The sequence below is a fragment of the Klebsiella sp. CN_Kp106 genome (assembly GCF_040064575.1).
GTDB lineage: Bacteria > Pseudomonadota > Gammaproteobacteria > Enterobacterales > Enterobacteriaceae > Klebsiella > Klebsiella michiganensis.
The window spans coordinates 183,821-202,492 of sequence record NZ_JBEAIG010000071.1; the positions used below are offsets into that span (position 1 = coordinate 183,821).

The 18,672-nt window shown below is 53.2% G+C and carries 20 protein-coding genes and 3 tRNA genes; 6 read left to right on the forward strand and 17 right to left on the reverse strand.

From position 1 onward, the window contains the following. Positions 1–437 precede the first annotated feature (437 nt). Together ABLU96_RS27635 and ABLU96_RS27640 are read left to right on the forward strand one after the other, a co-directional pair. Positions 438–941 carry a non-heme ferritin-like protein gene (locus tag ABLU96_RS27635; RefSeq protein WP_048260981.1) on the forward strand — a complete coding sequence of 168 codons (504 nt, stop codon included), beginning with the start codon at positions 438–440 and terminating at the stop codon, positions 939–941. A 324-nt stretch (positions 942–1,265) separates the two neighbouring features. Beyond that, positions 1,266–2,777, forward strand: coding sequence for an MFS transporter (locus ABLU96_RS27640; protein ID WP_163520637.1), 1,512 nt, complete (start codon positions 1,266–1,268; stop codon positions 2,775–2,777). 46 nt (positions 2,778–2,823) lie between these two features. Here ABLU96_RS27640 and ABLU96_RS27645 read toward each other — a convergent pair whose 3' ends face one another. Both ABLU96_RS27645 and azuC read right to left on the reverse strand, forming a co-directional pair. Next, on the reverse strand, positions 2,824–3,075 hold the full coding sequence (locus ABLU96_RS27645) for a DUF2766 family protein (protein WP_004103438.1): 252 nt from the start codon (positions 3,073–3,075) through the stop codon (positions 2,824–2,826). A 79-nt stretch (positions 3,076–3,154) separates the two neighbouring features. Further along, on the reverse strand, positions 3,155–3,238 hold the full coding sequence (azuC, locus tag ABLU96_RS27650; protein WP_014229869.1) for a stress response protein AzuC: 84 nt from the start codon (positions 3,236–3,238) through the stop codon (positions 3,155–3,157). 207 nt (positions 3,239–3,445) lie between these two features. Here azuC and ABLU96_RS27655 point away from each other — a divergent pair, with 207 nt between their 5' ends. Then, entirely contained in the window at positions 3,446–4,867 is a 1,422-nt protein-coding gene (locus ABLU96_RS27655) for an MFS transporter (protein ID WP_064405647.1), read from the forward strand. Between the two features lie 52 nt (positions 4,868–4,919). Here ABLU96_RS27655 and ABLU96_RS27660 read toward each other — a convergent pair whose 3' ends face one another. Next, on the reverse strand, positions 4,920–5,558 hold the full coding sequence (locus ABLU96_RS27660) for an RpiB/LacA/LacB family sugar-phosphate isomerase (protein ID WP_014229871.1): 639 nt from the start codon (positions 5,556–5,558) through the stop codon (positions 4,920–4,922). Positions 5,559–5,981: 423 nt separating this feature from the next. Between ABLU96_RS27660 and ftnA the strand changes: the two genes are divergently transcribed. Further along, positions 5,982–6,479: a non-heme ferritin gene (gene ftnA, locus ABLU96_RS27665; protein WP_004852185.1), complete on the forward strand. Its 498-nt coding sequence runs from the start codon at positions 5,982–5,984 to the stop codon at positions 6,477–6,479. Between the two features lie 42 nt (positions 6,480–6,521). On the opposite strand, the gene ABLU96_RS27670 is transcribed toward ftnA, so the two are convergent. Next, the gene (locus ABLU96_RS27670) at positions 6,522–6,761 is read right to left on the reverse strand and encodes a YecH family metal-binding protein (protein WP_004852186.1); all 240 of its coding nucleotides are present in this window, start codon (positions 6,759–6,761) and stop codon (positions 6,522–6,524) included. Between the two features lie 194 nt (positions 6,762–6,955). Between ABLU96_RS27670 and tyrP the strand changes: the two genes are divergently transcribed. Further along, entirely contained in the window at positions 6,956–8,167 is a 1,212-nt protein-coding gene (gene tyrP / locus ABLU96_RS27675; protein WP_025106109.1) for a tyrosine transporter TyrP, read from the forward strand. A gap of 28 nt (positions 8,168–8,195) precedes the next feature. On the opposite strand, the gene ABLU96_RS27680 is transcribed toward tyrP, so the two are convergent. The 8 genes from ABLU96_RS27680 to uvrY form a co-directional block, all read right to left on the reverse strand. Beyond that, positions 8,196–8,864, reverse strand: coding sequence for a YecA family protein (locus ABLU96_RS27680; RefSeq protein ID WP_014229873.1), 669 nt, complete (start codon positions 8,862–8,864; stop codon positions 8,196–8,198). Positions 8,865–8,930: 66 nt separating this feature from the next. After that, entirely contained in the window at positions 8,931–9,818 is an 888-nt protein-coding gene (locus tag ABLU96_RS27685) for a dihydrodipicolinate synthase family protein (protein ID WP_064405652.1), read from the reverse strand. A gap of 196 nt (positions 9,819–10,014) precedes the next feature. Further along, positions 10,015–10,101 (reverse strand) — tRNA-Leu (locus tag ABLU96_RS27690). 13 nt (positions 10,102–10,114) lie between these two features. After that, positions 10,115–10,188 (reverse strand) — tRNA-Cys (locus ABLU96_RS27695). A 38-nt stretch (positions 10,189–10,226) separates the two neighbouring features. Next, positions 10,227–10,302 (reverse strand) — tRNA-Gly (locus ABLU96_RS27700). A 151-nt stretch (positions 10,303–10,453) separates the two neighbouring features. After that, entirely contained in the window at positions 10,454–11,002 is a 549-nt protein-coding gene (pgsA, locus tag ABLU96_RS27705; protein ID WP_004122100.1) for a CDP-diacylglycerol--glycerol-3-phosphate 3-phosphatidyltransferase, read from the reverse strand. Positions 11,003–11,059: 57 nt separating this feature from the next. Continuing rightward, a complete protein-coding gene (uvrC, locus tag ABLU96_RS27710) occupies positions 11,060–12,892 on the reverse strand; it encodes an excinuclease ABC subunit UvrC (RefSeq protein WP_004852196.1) in 1,833 nt (610 codons plus the stop codon). Further along, positions 12,889–13,545, reverse strand: coding sequence for a UvrY/SirA/GacA family response regulator transcription factor (uvrY, locus tag ABLU96_RS27715; protein ID WP_004122102.1), 657 nt, complete (start codon positions 13,543–13,545; stop codon positions 12,889–12,891). The genes uvrC and uvrY overlap by 4 nt, the downstream gene beginning before the upstream one ends. Before the next feature lie 463 nt (positions 13,546–14,008). On the opposite strand from uvrY, the gene ABLU96_RS27720 reads away from it, so the two are divergent. After that, on the forward strand, positions 14,009–14,233 hold the full coding sequence (locus ABLU96_RS27720) for a DUF2594 family protein (protein WP_004122104.1): 225 nt from the start codon (positions 14,009–14,011) through the stop codon (positions 14,231–14,233). 67 nt (positions 14,234–14,300) lie between these two features. On the opposite strand, the gene sdiA is transcribed toward ABLU96_RS27720, so the two are convergent. The 5 genes from sdiA to tcyJ all read right to left on the reverse strand — a co-directional run bounded on the left by sdiA (position 14,301) and on the right by tcyJ (position 18,640). Next, a complete protein-coding gene (gene sdiA, locus ABLU96_RS27725) occupies positions 14,301–15,023 on the reverse strand; it encodes a transcriptional regulator SdiA (protein ID WP_064377684.1) in 723 nt (240 codons plus the stop codon). Positions 15,024–15,324: 301 nt separating this feature from the next. Further along, complete coding sequence (gene tcyN, locus ABLU96_RS27730; RefSeq protein ID WP_064405655.1) at positions 15,325–16,077, reverse strand: L-cystine ABC transporter ATP-binding protein TcyN; 753 nt, start codon at positions 16,075–16,077, stop codon at positions 15,325–15,327. After that, positions 16,074–16,742: a cystine ABC transporter permease gene (gene tcyL / locus ABLU96_RS27735; protein WP_004103458.1), complete on the reverse strand. Its 669-nt coding sequence runs from the start codon at positions 16,740–16,742 to the stop codon at positions 16,074–16,076. The genes tcyN and tcyL overlap by 4 nt, the downstream gene beginning before the upstream one ends. Before the next feature lie 15 nt (positions 16,743–16,757). Then, positions 16,758–17,744, reverse strand: coding sequence for a D-cysteine desulfhydrase (gene dcyD, locus ABLU96_RS27740; RefSeq protein ID WP_025106106.1), 987 nt, complete (start codon positions 17,742–17,744; stop codon positions 16,758–16,760). 95 nt (positions 17,745–17,839) lie between these two features. Further along, positions 17,840–18,640 carry a cystine ABC transporter substrate-binding protein gene (gene tcyJ / locus ABLU96_RS27745; protein WP_014229877.1) on the reverse strand — a complete coding sequence of 267 codons (801 nt, stop codon included), beginning with the start codon at positions 18,638–18,640 and terminating at the stop codon, positions 17,840–17,842. Positions 18,641–18,672 lie beyond the last annotated feature (32 nt).

Genomic DNA, 18,672 nt, shown 5'->3' on the forward strand with positions numbered 1-18,672 from the left:
TTAACCTCATCATTTTCTCACTCGCAGGCTACCACAAAATAGAATTATTAATCATTATTTTTAAAACACAATTTCAACAAAATCATTAGAACTACTATCAATTAATGAGGCGCGGAAATAAAAACATTTAAAATCAGCAAAATAAGCTTATTTGCGATCGTTAAAAATCAGACTTTATTCTTACAAAACCCCCTCTTTTCAAGATAAATAGGGATGTTGTAACGAAATGTAAATATCGCTCATTGAGAGTTTTCTTAATTCAAATATGGCGCTATTCTATATTTGTTGAGATAAGAAATTTAATTCAAACGGCTGTACAGAAATCCTGAATACTATTACTCAGGACTCTCTCTGTGCACCGTAATTTCTAAGGCGACCCTGATGTAGATGCGTCAAGATATGACGCCGCCCCCTCCAAAGTGAATAAGGATATTTGTATGGCCGTACCAGGAATGGTTCAAAAGCTGAATAACCAGATGAATCTTGAGTTCTATACCTCAAATTTGTATCTGCATTTGAGCGAATGGTGTACTCAGCAACGGTTGAACGGTACCGCCACTTTTCTCCGTAACCGAGCGCAAGCCAGTATCACGCAGATGATGCGGGTCTTTGATTTTATGAAAAAATCAGGCGCCTGGCCCGTTGTGAAAGCGGAAGGAACCTACGGCACTGAATGTTCGTCCCTGGAAGATCTCTTTAGCAAAACCGTCGAAGATTATCAGCAGCGCAGCACGATACTTTCCAGCCTGGCGGAAGAGGCGAAGGCGCAAAGCGATGAATCAACCCTGCGTTTTCTGACGCTGCTTGCTGAAGAGCAGGATCAGGATGGCATGCTGCTGGAGACCATTCTTGAAGAAATCCGTCATGCGAAAAATGCCGGAACCAGCGTACAACAAACCGATAGCCACCTGCTGGATCTGGTCAGTCAACAGCGCGTATAACGCCATGCCGGCGGATGCTCGCCGGCGATAAATCACCAGAACTCGCCTGTTCGGGCCAGCGCTCTCTTTAATCACAGGTTCCCTGTCCCCCTTCTTTTTCGGCGCTTCGGCGCCGTTTTTATTCCAGAAAAGCATTAAAAACTTTTAACCAGATCTCATTCCTGCTCCGCCGGAGGAATTAGCAGGGTATTGGTGATCTGGATCACGTTTAAAACTACGGGTTGAGAATATAAAAACACTGTTTCAAAAATTTAAAACACGGAGTTTACTTTAATGGCAAGATATACGGCTTCAGCCCCACAGGGGCTGCAGGGAAGACCGATTTTGTTACGCCATCAGTTAGCCTACGGCGGCGGGAATTTACTGGGAAGCGGCGCACTGGCGATCAGCGGCGCATGGCTGCTCTATTTTTATACAACCTTCTGTGGGCTGACGCTGATCGAAGCCTCCTTTATTTTTTCCGTCGCCAGCATTATCGACGCAATTAGTAACCCGCTGATGGGCTATCTCACCGATAACTTTGGCAAAACGCGGCTGGGTAAACGCTTTGGTCGTCGCCGTTTCTTTTTGTTGATTGGCATTCCGCTGATGATGTTCTACCCGCTGCTGTGGGTAGAAGGCCTCGGCTTTTGGTACTACCTGTGCACCTACGTCGTCTTTGAAATCATTTATACCTCGATTATGGTCCCCTATGAAACATTGGCGACCGAAATGACCGACGATTTCTCACTGCGTTCAAAGCTTACCGGTTATAAAGCGATTTTCGGCAAACTGGCCAACTTTCTCGCGGCATTTATCCCCGGGCAGTTCATCCTGCTTTATGGTAAAGAATCCGCCACCCCGTTTTTTCTCACCGGGCTGACCTACGGCGTCATTCTTGTCGTGGCCATCTCCTGCCTGTGGTACTGCAGCTGGGAGCGTCCCCGCGAAGAGGAGATAAGCAAGGGAGAGAAAAAGGGACTGTTCAATACTCTGCTCATGCTGGCGAAAGATATGCGCTCAACGTTTTACCTGCGCGTATTCCGTAAACACCTGGGCATGTATCTCTGCGGCTTCGGCGCCGAGTGGCTTTTTGCCTCGATCTTCACCTACTTTGTTATATTCGTGCTGCAGCACGATCCGGCGATGGTGGCCGGGCTTAACAGTCTGAACTCCATCCTGCAGCTGGTATCAACGGCCCTGTTTATCGGCCTGTGCGTGAAGAAAGGTTTCAGTAAGCCGTATATTCTGGCGCTGGGCGTGGTTATCTTTGCCGTTCTGCTCTACACCTCGCTGTGGTTCTTCCATCTGCCGGCGCATCTGGCCACCGTCCTGATGTTTGGCATTACCGTACTCTTCGGCCTGGGCACCGGCGGCGTGTACTATATTCCCTGGACCGTTTACACCTTTTTGGCGGATGTCGATGAAATCTATACCGGCCGTCGCCGCGAAGGGATCTATGCGGGAGCCATGACTTTCTCCGGTAAAATTTTGCGCTCGATTATCGTCTTTTCCATGGGGGCGATCCTCAGCTTCTACGGCTTTCAGTCGAAAGCGCATACGCAGCCAGAGAGCGCGGTCACCGCGATTGCGGTGGTGTTTTGTGCGGGCGTGATTCTGCTGGCGCTGGCAGCCATTGTGTTCAGTAAGCAGATGAAACTCGATCGCAAGGCGCATCTGGTAGTGCTGCAGGAAGTCGCGCGTATTAAAGCAGGCGGTAAGATCGCCGATATCACACCGGACGTTCGCCTTGTCGTTGAAGATTTAGTCGGCCACCGTTACGAAGAGTGCTGGGGCAACAGCAGGCTGTTTAAAGATACGCAGGAAGGCGCCGTTCAAACCGCCGTCTCCCACTAACAGGTGATAACGCCCCGCTATCATAATGATGGCGGGGCTGACGCCGCTAGTGCGCTTCTTCCTGCGGGGTGAATTTCAGTTCAATCAGCGCGATGGCCTTTTGTACCGCCCGCAGGGTCACCGGGTCAGCCGATGCCGGGTGGCTGGCAAAATCGATGGCTTTCAGCTGGGTGGTCATTTTTTCGCGCACCTCGACGGGGGCGATGATATCAATGACGTCGAGGATCTGTTTAATAACTAACTGGCAGGCAACCACGTCAGAGACCAGCTCGTCGTGCTCGGTAAGATGTTGAGACATTTTTCACTCCTTTTTTCAGGAGCGTAATAGTACCCTAAATCCCGGGATATAAAAAAACCTGCCGCAGCAGGTTTTTTTATCAGAACATAGCGCCAGGCGGTACGTCTTTGAAGGTTTTGCAGTAGTTTTCGAACATGCTCTTCAGGATTTTGCGCAGTTTCATGGTTGACTCCATTTTTGTTATGCAGGTGTTAATGCCCTGATGGTTATAATATGACTTACATCACAAAAATCAATATAAACGTGCGCTAAATCACCTATTTTTTACCAAAATAATTTAATTTTTAAACAAAATGGGCAGAACCGGATAGTGAAGAGCCGAACGCTCCGGACCAATCTGCGCTCTCTTTGCTATGGCAGCGACACAATAATGAGTACACACACCTCTTCCAGGGACGACCGTTCTTTTTCAGCACCTGCGCTGCTGGTGGCTGGCGCCTTTTTTATGGAGTTTCTCGACGGCACGGTGATAGCCACCGCCCTGCCCGACATGGCGAAAGATTTTGGCGTGACGGCGGTCGACCTCAATATCGGGATTAGCGCTTATCTTATTACCCTTGCGGTTCTGATACCGGCCAGCGGCTGGATCGCCGATCGTTTTGGCGCGCGGAAAATCTTTACTCTCGCGCTGGCGATTTTTACCCTGGCGTCGATATTTTGCGGGCTGTCGACCAACGTCGATGTGTTCGTCGCGATGCGTATTCTTCAGGGGATAGGCGGCGCGCTGATGGTGCCCGTTGGCCGGCTGGCGGTACTACGTACCACACCGAAGCACCAGTTGATTAAGGCGATTGCCACCCTGACCTGGCCGGCGCTGGTCGCGCCCATTATTGGCCCACCGCTGGGCGGATTTATCACCCGCTACGCCAGCTGGCACTGGATCTTCTTTATTAACGTGCCGCTCGGGTTTATCGCTATCGCCCTGTCGCTGCGTATCATTCCGAATATTCGCGAAGATGAGCAGCGCCCCTTCGACCTTTCCGGCTTTGTTGCCACCTCGGTGGCGATGGTTAGCCTGGTCGCCGCCATGGAGCTGCTCGGCGATCGCCAGCCTCTGGGCTGGCAGACGCTGGCGCTGCTGGCGTTGGGCCTGGGCTGCATGCTCTTCGCGCTGCGGCACTTCCGCCGCACCAGGTGGCCGATGGTGCGCCTTGATGCGCTCAAGATCCCCACCTTCCGGGTCACCATGTACGGCGGTTCCCTGTTCCGCGCCTCCATTAGCGCCGTGCCGTTTCTGCTGCCGCTGCTTTTCCAGGTCGGATTTGGTATGGACCCCTTCCACTCGGGGCTGCTGGTGCTGGCCGTGTTCGTCGGCAACTTAACCATCAAGCCCCTCACAACGCCGCTGATCCGCTGGCTGGGCTTTCGCCGCCTGCTGCTGATTAACGGCGCATTAAACGTTTTGTCGCTGCTGGCCTGCGTTTTTTTAACGCCGCAAACGCCGGTTTGGCTGATCTTTGTGATTCTCTATCTCGGCGGGGTCTTCCGTTCTATCCAGTTTACCGGCATCAGCACGCTCGCCTTTGCCGATGTGCCTTCCGCGCAAATGAGCTACGCCAATACCCTGTTCAGCACCGCGTCACAGCTGGCCGTGGGGCTGGGCATCACGCTCGGCGCGATAGGTATTCGTCTTGGGGAAACGTTCAGCGAATGGTTTACGCTTTCTCACCTGCCGGGCATCAGCTTCCGCCTGTCGTTTATTTTTATCGCGCTGATTTGCCTGGTCGGCATGATTGATAGCCTGCATCTGGCCAAAGAGGCGGGTAGCAGCGTATCGAACAAAAAGAAGTAGCCAAAGAAAAGGCCAGCAGCGCTGGCCTTTAGCATCTCATCATGACGGGATATTAACCGACGATCTGGCGCACAAACGCTTCGATCTCTTTATCCTGGCAGTTCTCAAAGAAGCACTGCTGGAAACGAGGGCCAGAAACGGCGGTTTTCACCAGCTCCGGATCGATCGCGCGCAGCGTATCCAGATAGTTTTCCTTAACCACCGCCGCTTTAACCGCGTTCAGGATCCCGGCGTTACGCACCTGAGGCTCTTTACGCTCCGGCGGATAACCTTCGCCGTTGCGGCCGGTAAAAGCTTTTTCAAAGATAAAGCGTACGTTCAGCTCTGCGCCCCAGCCAAAACCCTTTGCAAACGGCAGAGAAAGCGCGTTACCGTTGTTGATCTGCGCAAACAGGAAGGCATCAGCAGGGTCGATACAGTAGCCGCATACCACGCCAGGGTGAATATTCAGCGACATCAGCGCGCCCTGCCCGGTACCGCAGCCGGTCACCACAAAGTCCACCGCTTTCGAATTCAGCAGGATACTGGCCATGATCCCCAGATGAATATAGGTCAGATGATGATCGTTTTCATCGCTCATACCGACGTTGTAAACCGGGAAGCCTTTTTCTTCAGCAACGGCGTTTAACTCATTGAGGATGATGGCGTTTTTGTTCGCCTGGCTGTTTTCCATCATCAGTGCGATTTTCATGCTTTACTCTCCTGAATGCTCTGCGGGCACTCCCGCGATAGTTCGTTAGCGTTGCTATGAACAATACTACCTTACGAACATACTTTCAAATTTTATGAAAAGTTGTTTTATAAATTGCATCTCGCCTCACACTTTTGACTTCCGCCCCCGGCTGGTATGGCATCCCCCCACCCTTACCCGCGTCAGGCTAATCCCGCCGCGGCCGCCGGGCGGGTCTATTTTCACCGCTAAATTAGGCGCAACGATTTTTCGCATGGAATATTAAATTAAAACCATTCTCATTATTTTTAAATCGCCAATGCGTGTTATTCCCATTTGCATTATTAATAAATGATTTTATTAATTTACTTTTTGCAAATAAATTAATAACAAATTATAGTGAGCGCACAATAATCCTTAATTCTATTTTCCCGGAGCAGCCTGATGCTAAAAACTGAAATGATCGACAAGCTGAATGCGCAGATGAATCTCGAACTTTATTCCTCTCTGCTTTATCAGCAAATGAGCGCCTGGTGCAGCTACCACAGTTTTGAAGGCGCCGCCGCGTTTCTGCGTCGCCACGCGCAGGAAGAAATGACCCATATGCAGCGCCTGTTCGACTATCTGACCGATACCGGCAGCCTGCCCTGCATCACGGCTATCGCCTCACCTTTCGCCGAATATGCGTCCCTGGATGAGCTATTTCGCGTCACCTACGAACATGAACAGCTGATTACGCAGAAAATCAACGAACTGGCCCATGCGGCAATGACCAGCCAGGATTATCCGACATTTAATTTCCTGCAGTGGTACGTTGCTGAGCAGCACGAAGAAGAGAAACTGTTTAAATCCGTTATTGATAAATTGACCCTTGCCGGTAAAAGCGGTGAAGGCCTGTACTTTATTGATAAAGAGCTGGCAACGCTCGACACACAAAATTAATAATTACGGCAGCGACGCCCGGCGTTCGCTGCCGTATGAGTATTAATGGCGGCAAATTTTACTTTCGTGCGTATTAAATCCTTCCTCAGCGGCAATAAATTTGCCTTTTTTCTGCAAAAACGCCACCAGCTCCGCCGCGCTTAGATTTTCCGCCGAGCAGGTATGGAATCGAACCTCTTTCCCAAAACGGTCGATAATCGCCGCTTCCAGCGTAGCAACAGTGTAAGACTCGCCTGATGAAATCATCATTTGCAGCACTTCGTGACCATGAATCGATGGCATAACCCCTCCCGTAAAGGCCGAAGAATAAACCAGCCAGAGCGGCGGATTCTTGCGCCAGCGCAGCTTTCGCGCAACCCCCTGACATCGTAAATTTATCATTACACTCCCTGTAACCCTCATTTGACGAACTCACTGATTTCACATACTCTGCGCGGCATAATTAATTGTGTATTCCGTGATGGATAGAGAAAAGCGTGAAGAACCGCACTCTGGGTAGTATTTTAATCGTTGCCGGCACCACAATCGGCGCAGGGATGTTAGCGATGCCGCTGGCCTCGGCGGGCGTGGGTTTCGGCGTAACGTTTGGTTTGCTGATAACGCTGTGGGCGCTGATGTGTTATACCGCCTTATTGCTGCTGGAAGTGTATCAGCACGTGCCGGCTGATATGGGACTGGGGTCGCTGGCCGCGCGCTATCTCGGCCGCTACGGGCAGTGGGCTACCGGTTTTTGCATGCTGTTTCTGCTGTACGCTCTCACCGCCGCCTATATTAGCGGCGCCGGCGAGCTGCTGGCCTCCAGCCTCAACCAGTGGCTGGACTGGCGACTGCCTCCTGCGGCAGGCGTCCTGATTTTTACCGGGATCGGCGGGACGGTAGTGTGTATCGGAACCTCGCTGGTCGATCTTTTTAACCGCTTTCTGTTCAGCGCAAAAATTATCTTTCTCGCCATTATGCTGGCTCTGCTGCTGCCGCATATTCACCAGGTAAATTTACTGACGCTGCCGCTACAGCAGGGACTGGCTCTGTCAGCGATTCCGGTGATTTTTACTTCGTTTGGTTTTCACGGCAGCATACCCAGTATTGTGAGCTATCTGGGCGGGGATATTCGCAAGCTGCGTCGGGTATTTGTCATCGGGAGCTTTATTCCCCTGGTCGCCTATATTTTCTGGCAGCTGGCGACGCTCGGCAGCATTGACTCTCCCGTCTTTACCGCGCTGCTGGCAAAAAATGCCGGGCTTAACGGGCTGCTGGAAGCTATCCGCGAAGTGGTCGCCTCACCGCACGTTGAGCTGGCGGTGCATCTGTTTGCCGATCTGGCGCTGGCGACGTCATTTCTCGGCGTGGCGCTTGGGTTATTCGACTATCTGGCCGATCTGTTTCAACGCCAGAACAGCGCCGGTGGACGGATACAGAGCGGCCTGATTACCTTTTTGCCCCCGCTGGCGTTCGCGCTATTTTATCCGCGTGGCTTCGTGATGGCGTTAGGCTATGCGGGCGTCGCGCTGGCCGTGCTGGCGCTCATGCTGCCTGCGCTGCTGGTCATGAAGAGCCGCAAACAGCATCCTGATGCAGCATGGCGGGTCGCAGGAGGCTCAGCGGCGCTGTGGCTCGTCCTGCTCTGCGGGATCGGCATCGTCGCGATCCAGTTTGCGATTGTCGCAGGCTTGCTGCCCGCGGTAGGGTAAAAAGAAGGGGCCATATTGGCCCCCTCTTTTATTTGGCTAAACAGCACTGCTTATATTTCTTACCGCTGCCGCACGGGCAAGGATCGTTGCGCCCCACCTTCGCCTCATTCCGGATGGGCTGCTGAACTTCCGCCGGTTGCGCGTGCTCAGTCCAGTAGTTATAAAGCGCCAGGGCGGCAGGACGAATTCGCTCAACGCTGGCGACAAACTCTTCCGCGGATAATTCATCAAGCGCCTCAAATCGCTCCTCGGTACCGTGCAGGGCAATCACGTCCAGCTCCGCCTGCAGCTCAGCCGGCAACGCGGACCAGTCGCTCAGCCCCACTCCGCGCATATAGCCGAAGCACCACTCTTCAACAATCGTGAGCTCCTGCCCTTCCTCTTCGCGGCTGCCGAACATCGGTTCGAACTGTTCGGGATAATCGCTCAAGCGCTCGGCGATATCGCTCATTTGCTGCAGCGTCAGGTTCACAAAACGATCCCGCTCGCGATCGTTGGCCCAGCGCGGCACGTTATCCGCTCCGCCCCAGATAGCAAGCAGCCACTGCGCGGGTTCAATCTCCGTCGGCCCGGAGAGAATGGCCGTCAGCAGCCCATCAAGCTCGGCAACGTCCATGATGGTGCCTTCTACCGCGTATTTCGACAGGATATCGTCCAGCCATTCAACTTCGCTTTCGTTCAGGGGTCCAGTTTTCATAAACAGGCTCATCGTCGTAAAAAATGGCGCTTACAGTAGCGGAAATAGCGAGAGAAAACCACCCGGCTACTCAAGGTTCAGGCTGCGCAGCGTCTCAGCAATCTCACGAAAGGCATCCGGCGAAAGCGGTAACAGGGGACGCGGCAAACAATCCTCACCGCACAGACCGAGGATCGTCGCCGCTGCGGCAGTGACCCGCAGGCTTCCACCATACTTCCTGTAGAGCGTCCACAGCGGCTCCAGCCTGGCGCTTATTGCCTCCGCCCGCTGAGCCTCCCCCCGCGTCGCGGCCGCCGTCAGCTCTTTGGCGACGTGCGGGAACAGGCCGCCGCACACCGAATACCAGACTTCGCAGCCGGCGTTCAGGCCATCGGCCGCGCAGGCGTCTCCGCTAATCCCGATCGTCACCTCAGCCGGTAGCTGCCACCGCAGGCTCTGAACGCGCCGTGCGACGTCATTTTTAGCGGGGCCCGGTATTTTAATTGAGGCGATACCCGGCAGCGCAGCGATCGCGCCTTTAAGCGCATCCGAGGTCGTCACATGCGTGGTCACGGGGTTATCGTAAACGCAGACGGGCACGGAGACTTCGCGGGTGACGGTCTGGTAAAAAGCCAAAATCTCCTCTTCCGTCAGGGGCTGATAGGCGATTGCCGGCAGGAGCAGCGCGCTGGCCCCAGCCCGCTGCGCATCCTCTGCCAGACGAAGGACCCGATCGGTCCCCAGCGCCCCGATCCCTGCCATAAGCGGCACCGCTCCGGCATGCGATTTGGCCTGTCGGATAACCTGCATTCTCTGCTCGCGGCTGAGCCAGGCATAGCTTCCCGTGGAACCGAGCACGCCGAGAGCATCGACGGCAGATTCGGCGAGGCGAGTGACAATCCGGGCAAAAGCGGTTTCATCAACGCCATGCTGATGTAACGGAGTCAGAGGAAAAGCGCAGAGGCCAGTAAACATTTCATCCCCACTTATTGAGATAATGATAGATTGCCGACGCAGAATAACAACAGATGCGGGTTTTGTCCTATGACAAAAATGAATGAGGTGGGGCTGAGGTTCAAAAGCGAGGTTATGGAAATACAAAAACAAAAAAACCACCCGTAGGTGGTTTCACGACACTGCTTATTGCTTTGATTATTCTGCTTTATCCCAATGGTACCCGGAGCGGGACTTGAACCCGCACAGCGCGAACGCCGAGGGATTTTAAATCCCTTGTGTCTACCGATTCCACCATCCGGGCTCGGGATAGAAATTGGAGGCGCGTTCCGGAGTCGAACCGGACTAGACGGATTTGCAATCCGCTACATAACCGCTTTGCTAACGCGCCTTAATGCTTGAACACCCGCTGATGCCGATGTTGTAAACTGGAGCGGGAAACGAGACTCGAACTCGCGACCCCGACCTTGGCAAGGTCGTGCTCTACCAACTGAGCTATTCCCGCATCATCAAGCTAATTTGCTAATTACTTGATTTTGTTATCGTCTGTCAGACAGTGCTGCCGTTCGATGCGTTGCATTCTACTTACCTGGCGCAATGAGTCAACGATATTTTTTAAAACCTTGTGTTGTTTGCTGAAAATTGCGCCGAAACGATCACTGATCAAGCAAATCGCCGCGCGCCGCGTTCAAATACTGCAGCATGGACCACAGCGTCAGCACCGCCGCCACGAGGAACAGACCAATCCCCGCCCATTCAACCCAGATATTTGGGCGCCACAGCATCCACACCAGCGCGGCCATTTGCGCCGTGGTTTTGACTTTGCCTATCCATGACACCGCCACGCTGCTGCGCTTGCCCAGTTCGGCCATCCACTCGCGCAGCGCGGAGATAATAATTTCACGCGCGATCATGGTGGCGGCCGGTAACGTCACCCACCAGGTATGGTAATGCTCGGCAACCAGTACCATCGCAATAGCCACCATGACTTTATCCGCGACCGGATCGAGGAAAGCGCCGAAACGCGTGCTCTGATTCCAGCGACGCGCCAGATAACCATCAAACCAGTCGGTCACCGCTGCGACAAAGAAAATTAGCGCACAGGCAAAAGGGGCCCAGGTAAACGGCAGATAAAACGCCAGTACAAAGAACGGGATAAGAATGACGCGAAACAGAGTAAGCAACGTAGGGATATTAAATTGCATAGTAACGGGTAACTATCTGTTGTAAGTAAAAATTAGCCCTATGTTGCTACAGAGCCCCTAATGTTTCAACGAGTAGAAGATCTTTTCTGCCAGACCGTGAGATATACCCGGTACTTGCGCAATTTCTTCGACGCTGGCTTTCTGCAACCCCTGCAGACCGCCCATATATTTCAGCAGCATCTGTCGGCGTTTGGGTCCGACCCCCTCAATGGTTTCCAGCGTGCTGGTGCTTTTTACTTTTGCCCGTTTCTTACGGTGGCCGGTAATGGCGTGATCGTGCGACTCGTCGCGAATATGCTGAATCACATGCAGCGCGGGGGAGTCCGGCGGCAGACTAAAGCCCTCGCCTTCCGGTTCAAAGAATAACGTCTCCAGGCCCGCTTTACGATCGCTGCCTTTTGCCACGCCCAATAACAGAGGGTGACTTTTATCCCACGGCACGTCCAGCTCGGCAAAAACCGTCTTCGCCTGCCCAAGCTGGCCTTTACCGCCGTCGATCAGGATAACATCGGGAATTTTACTCTCTTCTATTGCCTTACCGTAGCGACGGCGCAGGACCTGATTCATCGCCGCGTAATCATCTCCCGGCGTGATGCCGGTAATATTGTAACGGCGATACTCTGCGCGCAGCGGTCCGTTGCTATCAAAAACCACGCACGACGCCACCGTCTGTTCGCCCATCGTATGGCTGATGTCAAAGCATTCCATCCGATTGACGGCCGGAAGCTTGAGTAATGTCGCCAGCGCCCGCAAACGTTGCGTAATCGTTGAATGCTGGGAAAGCTTGGTGGTCAGCGCCGTCGCGGCGTTCGTGCGCGCCAGCTTCAGGTAACGGGCGCGATCGCCGCGGGGTTTGGTCTGTACGTTAACCCGGCGCCCGGCCAGCTCTGAGAGCGAATCCGCCAGCAGGGTTTTGTCGCCCAGGTTAAAATCCAGCAGGATCTCGCCCGGCAGCGTCCGCATCTGGCTGCCCTGCAAATAGAACTGTCCGACAAAGGTTTCCACCACTTCACCGAGTTCGGTGCCATTCGGCACTTTGGGGAAATAGCTGCGGCTACCAAGGACTTTACCCTGGCGGATAAACAGTACGTGGACGCACGCCATGCCGGCATCAAACGAGACGCCGATAACATCCAGATCGTCACCGGTATTGGAGACGAACTGTTTCTCCGTTACCCGACGTACGGCCTGAATCTGGTCGCGGATCCGCGCTGCCTCTTCAAATTCCAGCGCCTGGCTGGCCTTTTCCATGCGGGCAATCAGCTGAGTCAGTACCTGATCGTCTTTGCCCGCCAGGAACAGGCGCACGTAGTCGACCTGCTGGGCATACTCTTCCTCGCTCACCAGTCCGGCAACGCACGGCCCCAGACAGCGGCCAATTTGATACTGCAGGCAAGGCCGCGAACGGTTGCGATAGACGCTGTTCTCACACTGGCGGATAGGGAAGATTTTTTGCAGCAGCGCTAACGTCTCGCGAACCGCGTAGCCGTTGGGGAACGGGCCAAAATATTCGCCTTTCGCATGCTTCGCCCCACGATGCGTCGCCAGGCGAGGATGCGTATCGCCGCTAAGGAAAATAAAGGGATAGGATTTATCATCGCGCAGCAGCACGTTGTAACGCGGCTGGTATAGTTTGATGTAGTTATGCTCAAGCAGCAGCGCTTCCGTTTCGGTGTGGGTCACGGTAACGTCAATCTGGGCGATAAGCGCCACCAGCGCTTCGGTTTTACGCGAAGCCAGGTTGCTGCGAAAATAGCTGCTCAGCCGCTTTTTCAGGTCTTTCGCTTTGCCTACATAGATAACAGTACCGCCAGCGTCATACATACGATAGACGCCCGGCTGGCTGGTTACTGTTTTCAGGAAAGCTTTTGCATCAAAAACATCACTCACTGACTTGCTAACGACTCCGCATTGCACAGGCCATGGCGAATTGCCAGGTGCGTCAGCTCCACATCGCCGTGTATGTTCAGTTTACTGAACATACGATAGCGGTAGCTGTTCACGGTCTTGGGACTCAGATTCAACTGCTCTGAGATCTCGTTGACCTTCTGACCTTTAGTAATCATTAGCATAATCTGCAATTCTCGCTCAGACAAACTGGCAAACGGCGACTCCGCCTTCTCCGGTTCAATCTGGCTTAGCGCCATCTGCTGGGCGATATCAGAGGCGATATAACGCTGACCCGATGCCACGCAGCGAATCGCATTCACAACCTCCTGCGGCGCGGCGCCTTTACTGAGGTAGCCAGCAGCCCCGGCCTGCATGACTTTCGCCGGCAGCGGATTTTCCGTATGCACGGTCAGCATTATCACTTTGGCATCAGCAACGGAACGGGCAATTTTTCGCGTAGCCTCAAGGCCGCCGATACCCGGCATGTTCATATCCATCAGGACTACATCAACGGGATTCGCGCGGCACCATTTCACGGCATCCTCACCGCAGCAGGCCTCGCCGGCAACTTTAATCCCTTTTATATCTTCCAGAATGCGTCGTATCCCTGCGCGCACCAGTTCGTGGTCATCAACAAGAAGGACGTTGATCAAAGGAATATTCTCCAGAATTAGGGATAACGCTACTGATAGCTTATCTCCCACATATTACCGGGTTTTAACCTAATTTTGAAAGCCAAAAAATGTGCTGGGAAAGATTTCTTGCGCAATTATGGAAATTTGTCTGCACACCCGCTGGAAAGCCATACATAACATAGAGTTGTACAACAGTTATTTTTTAACATTCATCATACAGATTACGTAAAAACACAACACATTGCGTAGGCGATAAATATGTGCCTGAATATGTAACAATTATTAACACGAACACGGGGCGTACGAAAAAATTAACACGCTTAGATCTCATGAATACGTATTATTCAGTCAATTAAATCATTCACCACTCGGATGAAAGAACAGAAATCAAGCACTCCTTTTTTTTCCTTTGCTTGTGGTATACTGCGCCGCCTTCACTTTTAGTCATGCGCAATTGCGCAGAAAGCAATCGAGGATATAGATGAGCACTCCAGATTTTTCCACTGCGGAAAATAACCAAGAACTGGCACAGGAAGTTTCGTGTCTGAAAGCAATGATAACGCTGATGCTGCAGGCCATGGGTCAGGCTGATGCAGGCCGCGTGATTATTAAAATGGAAAAACAAATCGCGCAGATGGAAGATGAGGCTCAGGCTGCCGTATTCTCCAGCACCGTTAAGCAAATTAAGCAGGCATATCGTCAGTAATCAATTACCGGCTGAAGGTATTACTAACAGCCGGTCTTACGTCTGGCACGCAGAACAACACATGAGATCAAATTAGGCCCGTCGCTACGGCATAGCAGGCAATTTGGGTTTTGTTTGGCGCGTTGAATTTTCGCTGCATATTTTTCTGATGGAAATTGACGGTATTTTCTGAGATAGACAGAATCATTGCCACCTCAGCCGAGGTTTTCCCTTCCGCCGTCCATTTCAAAATCTCCAGTTCACGTCGACTAAATTTCATTTCCGGCGGCATAACCATCTCGTCCTCCAGGCGCAAAAGCGTCAGCAGGCTCAATTCGGTTAGCGTTCTTAAGCGCATCTCCAGTTCATCTTCCGCAAAGGGTCCCTGGCTATGGTTGGTTCCTGAAACGGATAAGAATCCCTGAGCATGGTTCGGCAGCGTCAGGCACTGCGTGACGCCCTTACGTAATCCATGGTCGCGCGCGCCGTCCCATAATTCCGGTGTATCATGGAATAGCTTGTCGTTCCATGGCAGATGCCCACGAAGGAAATTCTCCTTGCGCAGCACCGGGTCGATCGCCAGATAATTCTCGGCTTGATAATGCGCCATCCAGGCCTGAGGATAGGTCGATTGCAGCGTCACCCTGGGCCGAGTAAAAGGCACGGGATGCCGTACGCAGAGTGCGAAGTAGTCATATTCCAGCCCTTTTGCTTCCTGCTGCAGAAGATGATAAACCCCCTCGCCTGCAGAAACGGACTGAAATTGTTGCAGCATTTCCCGCCGCCAGCTGAAAAAATCATTGTCCCTCATAACTAACCAAATAACTCCTGAGTGATAATCATTATTATAAATACATAAAACTAACACATAAATCCTGCTTATATGTATAAAAAATGGCAGCCACCGCATTTATTAGACTACGTCCGGCGAAAGTACCGGATACGTTAAAAAAATTATGCCAATTGATGTGGCACAAAACCTTGACAGATGTATCGTCGTTGCTTATGACCACCATCCGGACATGCTTTTTTTGCTGATAAACCGGTTATTCAGCGCTGCCCGGCCGCATCCGTCAGCACAAGCCTGAGCGAATGCGGCCGGCGCGGGGCGATTACTGCATCAGGAATTTTTCGAGGAACTGGCGGGTACGCGCGTGCTGAGGATTGGCAAACAGCGCTTTTGCTTCACCCTGTTCAACGATACGCCCCTGATCCATAAAAATAGCGCGGTCCGCCACGTCGCGGGCAAAGCTCATCTCATGGGTCACGATAACCATCGTGCGCCTCTCCTGCGCCAGCTGGCGAATGGTATTGAGTACCTCCCCTACCAGCTCAGGATCTAATGCCGACGTTGGCTCATCAAACAGAATGACATCCGGACGCATCGCCAGCGCGCGAGCAATCGCCACGCGCTGCTGCTGCCCGCCGGACAAACGACGCGGGTAGCTATTTTCTTTACCGGTAAGCCCAACTTTCGTCAGCAGTTCACGCGCCCGGGCGATGGATTCATTTTTATCCTCCCCTTTAACGATGACCGGCCCTTCGATAATGTTTTCCATCACCGTACGATGGGGGAAAAGATTAAAATTCTGAAACACAAAGCCCACGTGCTGACGCAGGCGGCGAATGGCCGCTTTTTGCTGGTTGATGCTGCGCCCGGCATCGATCGTCACATCGCCTACGCGAATCGTGCCGCTTTCCGGCTGCTCCAGGAGATTAATACTGCGCAGCAGCGTCGTTTTCCCCGAACCGCTGGGACCGATAATCGCCACCACTTCCCCTTGTTGAACCTCAAGATCGATACCATGAAGCACCGTCTGGCCATGGAATTTTTTCACCAGGTTTTTGACTTCAATCGCACTCATTTTGGATCTCGCTCCTGGCGGTTCAGCTGATTTTCAAAATAGTTTTGCAGCGTGGAAAGCACCGTTGCCATTACCCAGTAGATAAGCGAAGCGGCCAGGTACATGGTGAATACCTCCAGCGTCCGGGAGGTGATCAGCTGAGCCTGACGGAACAGTTCTGGCACCTGGATAGTTGCCGCCAGCGAGGTATCTTTCACCAGGCTGATAAAACTGTTGGAAAGCGGCGGTAACGCCACGCGCGCGGCCTGAGGAAGAATCGCGCGGCGCATTGCCTGCCAGCGCGTCATACCGATACTCGCCGCGGCCTCCCACTGCCCTTTATCAATGGAGGCAATCGCTGCGCGCAGCGTTTCCGCCGCGTAGGCCGCCGTGTTTAAAGACAGGCCGATCATCGCCGCGGGAATAGGATCCAGCTCGATGCCGAACTGCGGCAAGCCGTAGTAGATCATAAACAGCTGCGCAATCAGCGGCGTTCCGCGAAAGATGGAGATGTACATCCGCGCCAGCCATTTAATCGGCCAGACGGGCGACATGCGCATCAGCGCCAGAATAAACCCCAGCACGAGGCCAAAAAACATGCCGCCGATGCTGAGCTGTAGCGTAAATACCGCGCCCTTCAGCAGAAAAGGCGCGGAATCAATAACCAGTTGGATACTCTCTTGCATTCTATGTGTTCTGCATTAGATATGAGGATGATAGGCGAACAGCGCAGGCGCGCCGCCGGTGTGAACAAACAGTATTGGGCCTTCATCCTTAAAGCGCTTCTGGCTGATACCATCAATCAATCCGGCCATCGCCTTCCCGGTATACACCGGATCCAGCAGGATACCTTCCAGCTGCGCCAGCAGCTTCACCGCCGCCATCCCTTCGTCGTTCGGTATTCCGTAACCCGGCGCAAAGTACTCATCCCACAGCTGAATACCGGCCTTTGCCTCCAGTTCCAGGCTATTTGCCACCGCCTGCTGCAGCGCAGCCACTTTTGGCAGTTGGTCAGCCACGCTGCGCGATACGGTCACGCCGATAAGCTCGGCATTGGGCATCAGCTGCTCCAGTCCCACGGCGAGGCCGGCATGCGTACCGGCGCTGCCGGAGGCGACGACCACGGAGGAGAGCTCGACCGCCCCTTCGCACTGCTGGGCAATTTCCAGCGCGCTCTCCACATAGCCCAGCGCGCCCAGCGCGTTCGAACCGCCAACCGGAATCACGTACGGACGATAGCCCTGAGCTTCAATGCGGGTCGCCAGCGCTTCCAGCTGAGCATTAGGATCGGTCAGCGCGTCGCACATTTCGACCTGAGTATTAAACAGGTCAAGCAGCAGGCGGTTACCGTTGGTCAGGTAGTTCTCAGCCCGGGTACCCATTGGATTCTCCAGTAGCGCCACGCAGTGCAGGCCGAGCTTAGCCGCCACCGCCGCCGTCTGGCGCACATGGTTGGACTGGATAGCTCCTGCGGTAATCAGGGTATCCGCCCCTTCTCGCAGTGCATCGGCAGCCAGAAATTCAAGCTTACGTAGCTTGTTGCCCCCCATCGCAAGCGGGGTTACATCATCGCGCTTGATAAAAATTTCGCGTCCAAGGTAATCGGACAAGCGCGGCAGATATTCCAGCGGCGTCGGCGCGCCAATCAGTTCCAGACGCGGGAATAGGGTTAAATTTTGCAGTGACATAAGACCTCCTGACTGAATTATCCTTGATTATGCACGCTGTGACGCGCGAAATAAAAAAAGGCGCTATCAGGAGCGCCTTTTTTCACCGCTGGCCGTTACTTCGTGACGTCAGCGCCAAACCATTTTTCCGACAGCGCCTTCAGGCTGCCGTCTTTTTGCATATCCGCAATGGCGCCATCAACCGCTTTCAGCAGGTCTTCATTACCTTTGCGCAGCGCGACGCCGGACTCCTGGCGAGAGAAGGCTTCACCGGTGACGGCAAGGGTGTTACCGGTTTTCTTCACCAGATCCAGCGCTGCCAGACGGTCAACCAGGATGGCGTCAATTCGCCCTACGCGCAGATCCTGGTATTTCGTCGGGTCATCATCATAAGTCCGAATGTCGACGCCCTGTACGTTCTGGCGCAGCCACTCTTCGTAGTTGGTCCCCAGGCCGACGCCAACTTTCTTACCTTTCAGGTCGGCTGCGGTTTTAATCACGCCTTCGTTACCTTTTTTCACCAGCGCCTGGATCCCGGAAACGGTGTACGGCGTCGAGAAGTCATATTTTTGCTTACGCTGATCGGAAATAGTGACCTGGTTTATCACCACATCGATACGTTTAGAGTCCAGCGAAGCCAGCATGCCGTCCCATTTCGTGGGTTTAAGGTCAGCCTTCACGCCCAGATGTTTCGCCAGTTCATTAGCAAAATCCACCTCGAAGCCGGTCAGCTTACCGTCATCTCCCTGATAGCTGAATGGCGGATATGTCCCTTCCAGACCCACGCGTAGCGTGCCGCGCTCTTTAACCTGATTAAGCAGATTTTCAGCAGCAAAGGTTTTTACGCTGACGCCGGTCATTAATACGACGGCCATTGCGCCCATCAGCGCCTGACGACCCAGAAGTGCTAATTTCATAGATACCCCTAAAAGAGTGATATTTTGCTGTA

Bases quoted from the DNA above. Each gene is read 5' to 3' on its own strand.
- ABLU96_RS27635 (WP_048260981.1), top strand. From the start codon at position 438: ATGGCCGTACCAGGAATGGTTCAAAAGCTGAATAACCAGATGAATCTT.
- ABLU96_RS27645 (WP_004103438.1), bottom strand. From the start codon at position 3,075: ATGTCTCAACATCTTACCGAGCACGACGAGCTGGTCTCTGACGTGGTT.
- azuC (WP_014229869.1), bottom strand. From the start codon at position 3,238: ATGAAACTGCGCAAAATCCTGAAGAGCATGTTCGAAAACTACTGCAAA.
- ABLU96_RS27655 (WP_064405647.1), top strand. From the start codon at position 3,446: ATGAGTACACACACCTCTTCCAGGGACGACCGTTCTTTTTCAGCACCT.
- ABLU96_RS27660 (WP_014229871.1), bottom strand. From the start codon at position 5,558: ATGAAAATCGCACTGATGATGGAAAACAGCCAGGCGAACAAAAACGCC.
- ftnA (WP_004852185.1), top strand. From the start codon at position 5,982: ATGCTAAAAACTGAAATGATCGACAAGCTGAATGCGCAGATGAATCTC.
- ABLU96_RS27670 (WP_004852186.1), bottom strand. From the start codon at position 6,761: ATGCCATCGATTCATGGTCACGAAGTGCTGCAAATGATGATTTCATCA.
- ABLU96_RS27680 (WP_014229873.1), bottom strand. From the start codon at position 8,864: ATGAAAACTGGACCCCTGAACGAAAGCGAAGTTGAATGGCTGGACGAT.
- ABLU96_RS27685 (WP_064405652.1), bottom strand. From the start codon at position 9,818: ATGTTTACTGGCCTCTGCGCTTTTCCTCTGACTCCGTTACATCAGCAT.
- pgsA (WP_004122100.1), bottom strand. From the start codon at position 11,002: ATGCAATTTAATATCCCTACGTTGCTTACTCTGTTTCGCGTCATTCTT.
- ABLU96_RS27720 (WP_004122104.1), top strand. From the start codon at position 14,009: ATGAGCACTCCAGATTTTTCCACTGCGGAAAATAACCAAGAACTGGCA.
- sdiA (WP_064377684.1), bottom strand. From the start codon at position 15,023: ATGAGGGACAATGATTTTTTCAGCTGGCGGCGGGAAATGCTGCAACAA.
- tcyN (WP_064405655.1), bottom strand. From the start codon at position 16,077: ATGAGTGCGATTGAAGTCAAAAACCTGGTGAAAAAATTCCATGGCCAG.
- tcyL (WP_004103458.1), bottom strand. From the start codon at position 16,742: ATGCAAGAGAGTATCCAACTGGTTATTGATTCCGCGCCTTTTCTGCTG.
- dcyD (WP_025106106.1), bottom strand. From the start codon at position 17,744: ATGTCACTGCAAAATTTAACCCTATTCCCGCGTCTGGAACTGATTGGC.
- tcyJ (WP_014229877.1), bottom strand. From the start codon at position 18,640: ATGAAATTAGCACTTCTGGGTCGTCAGGCGCTGATGGGCGCAATGGCC.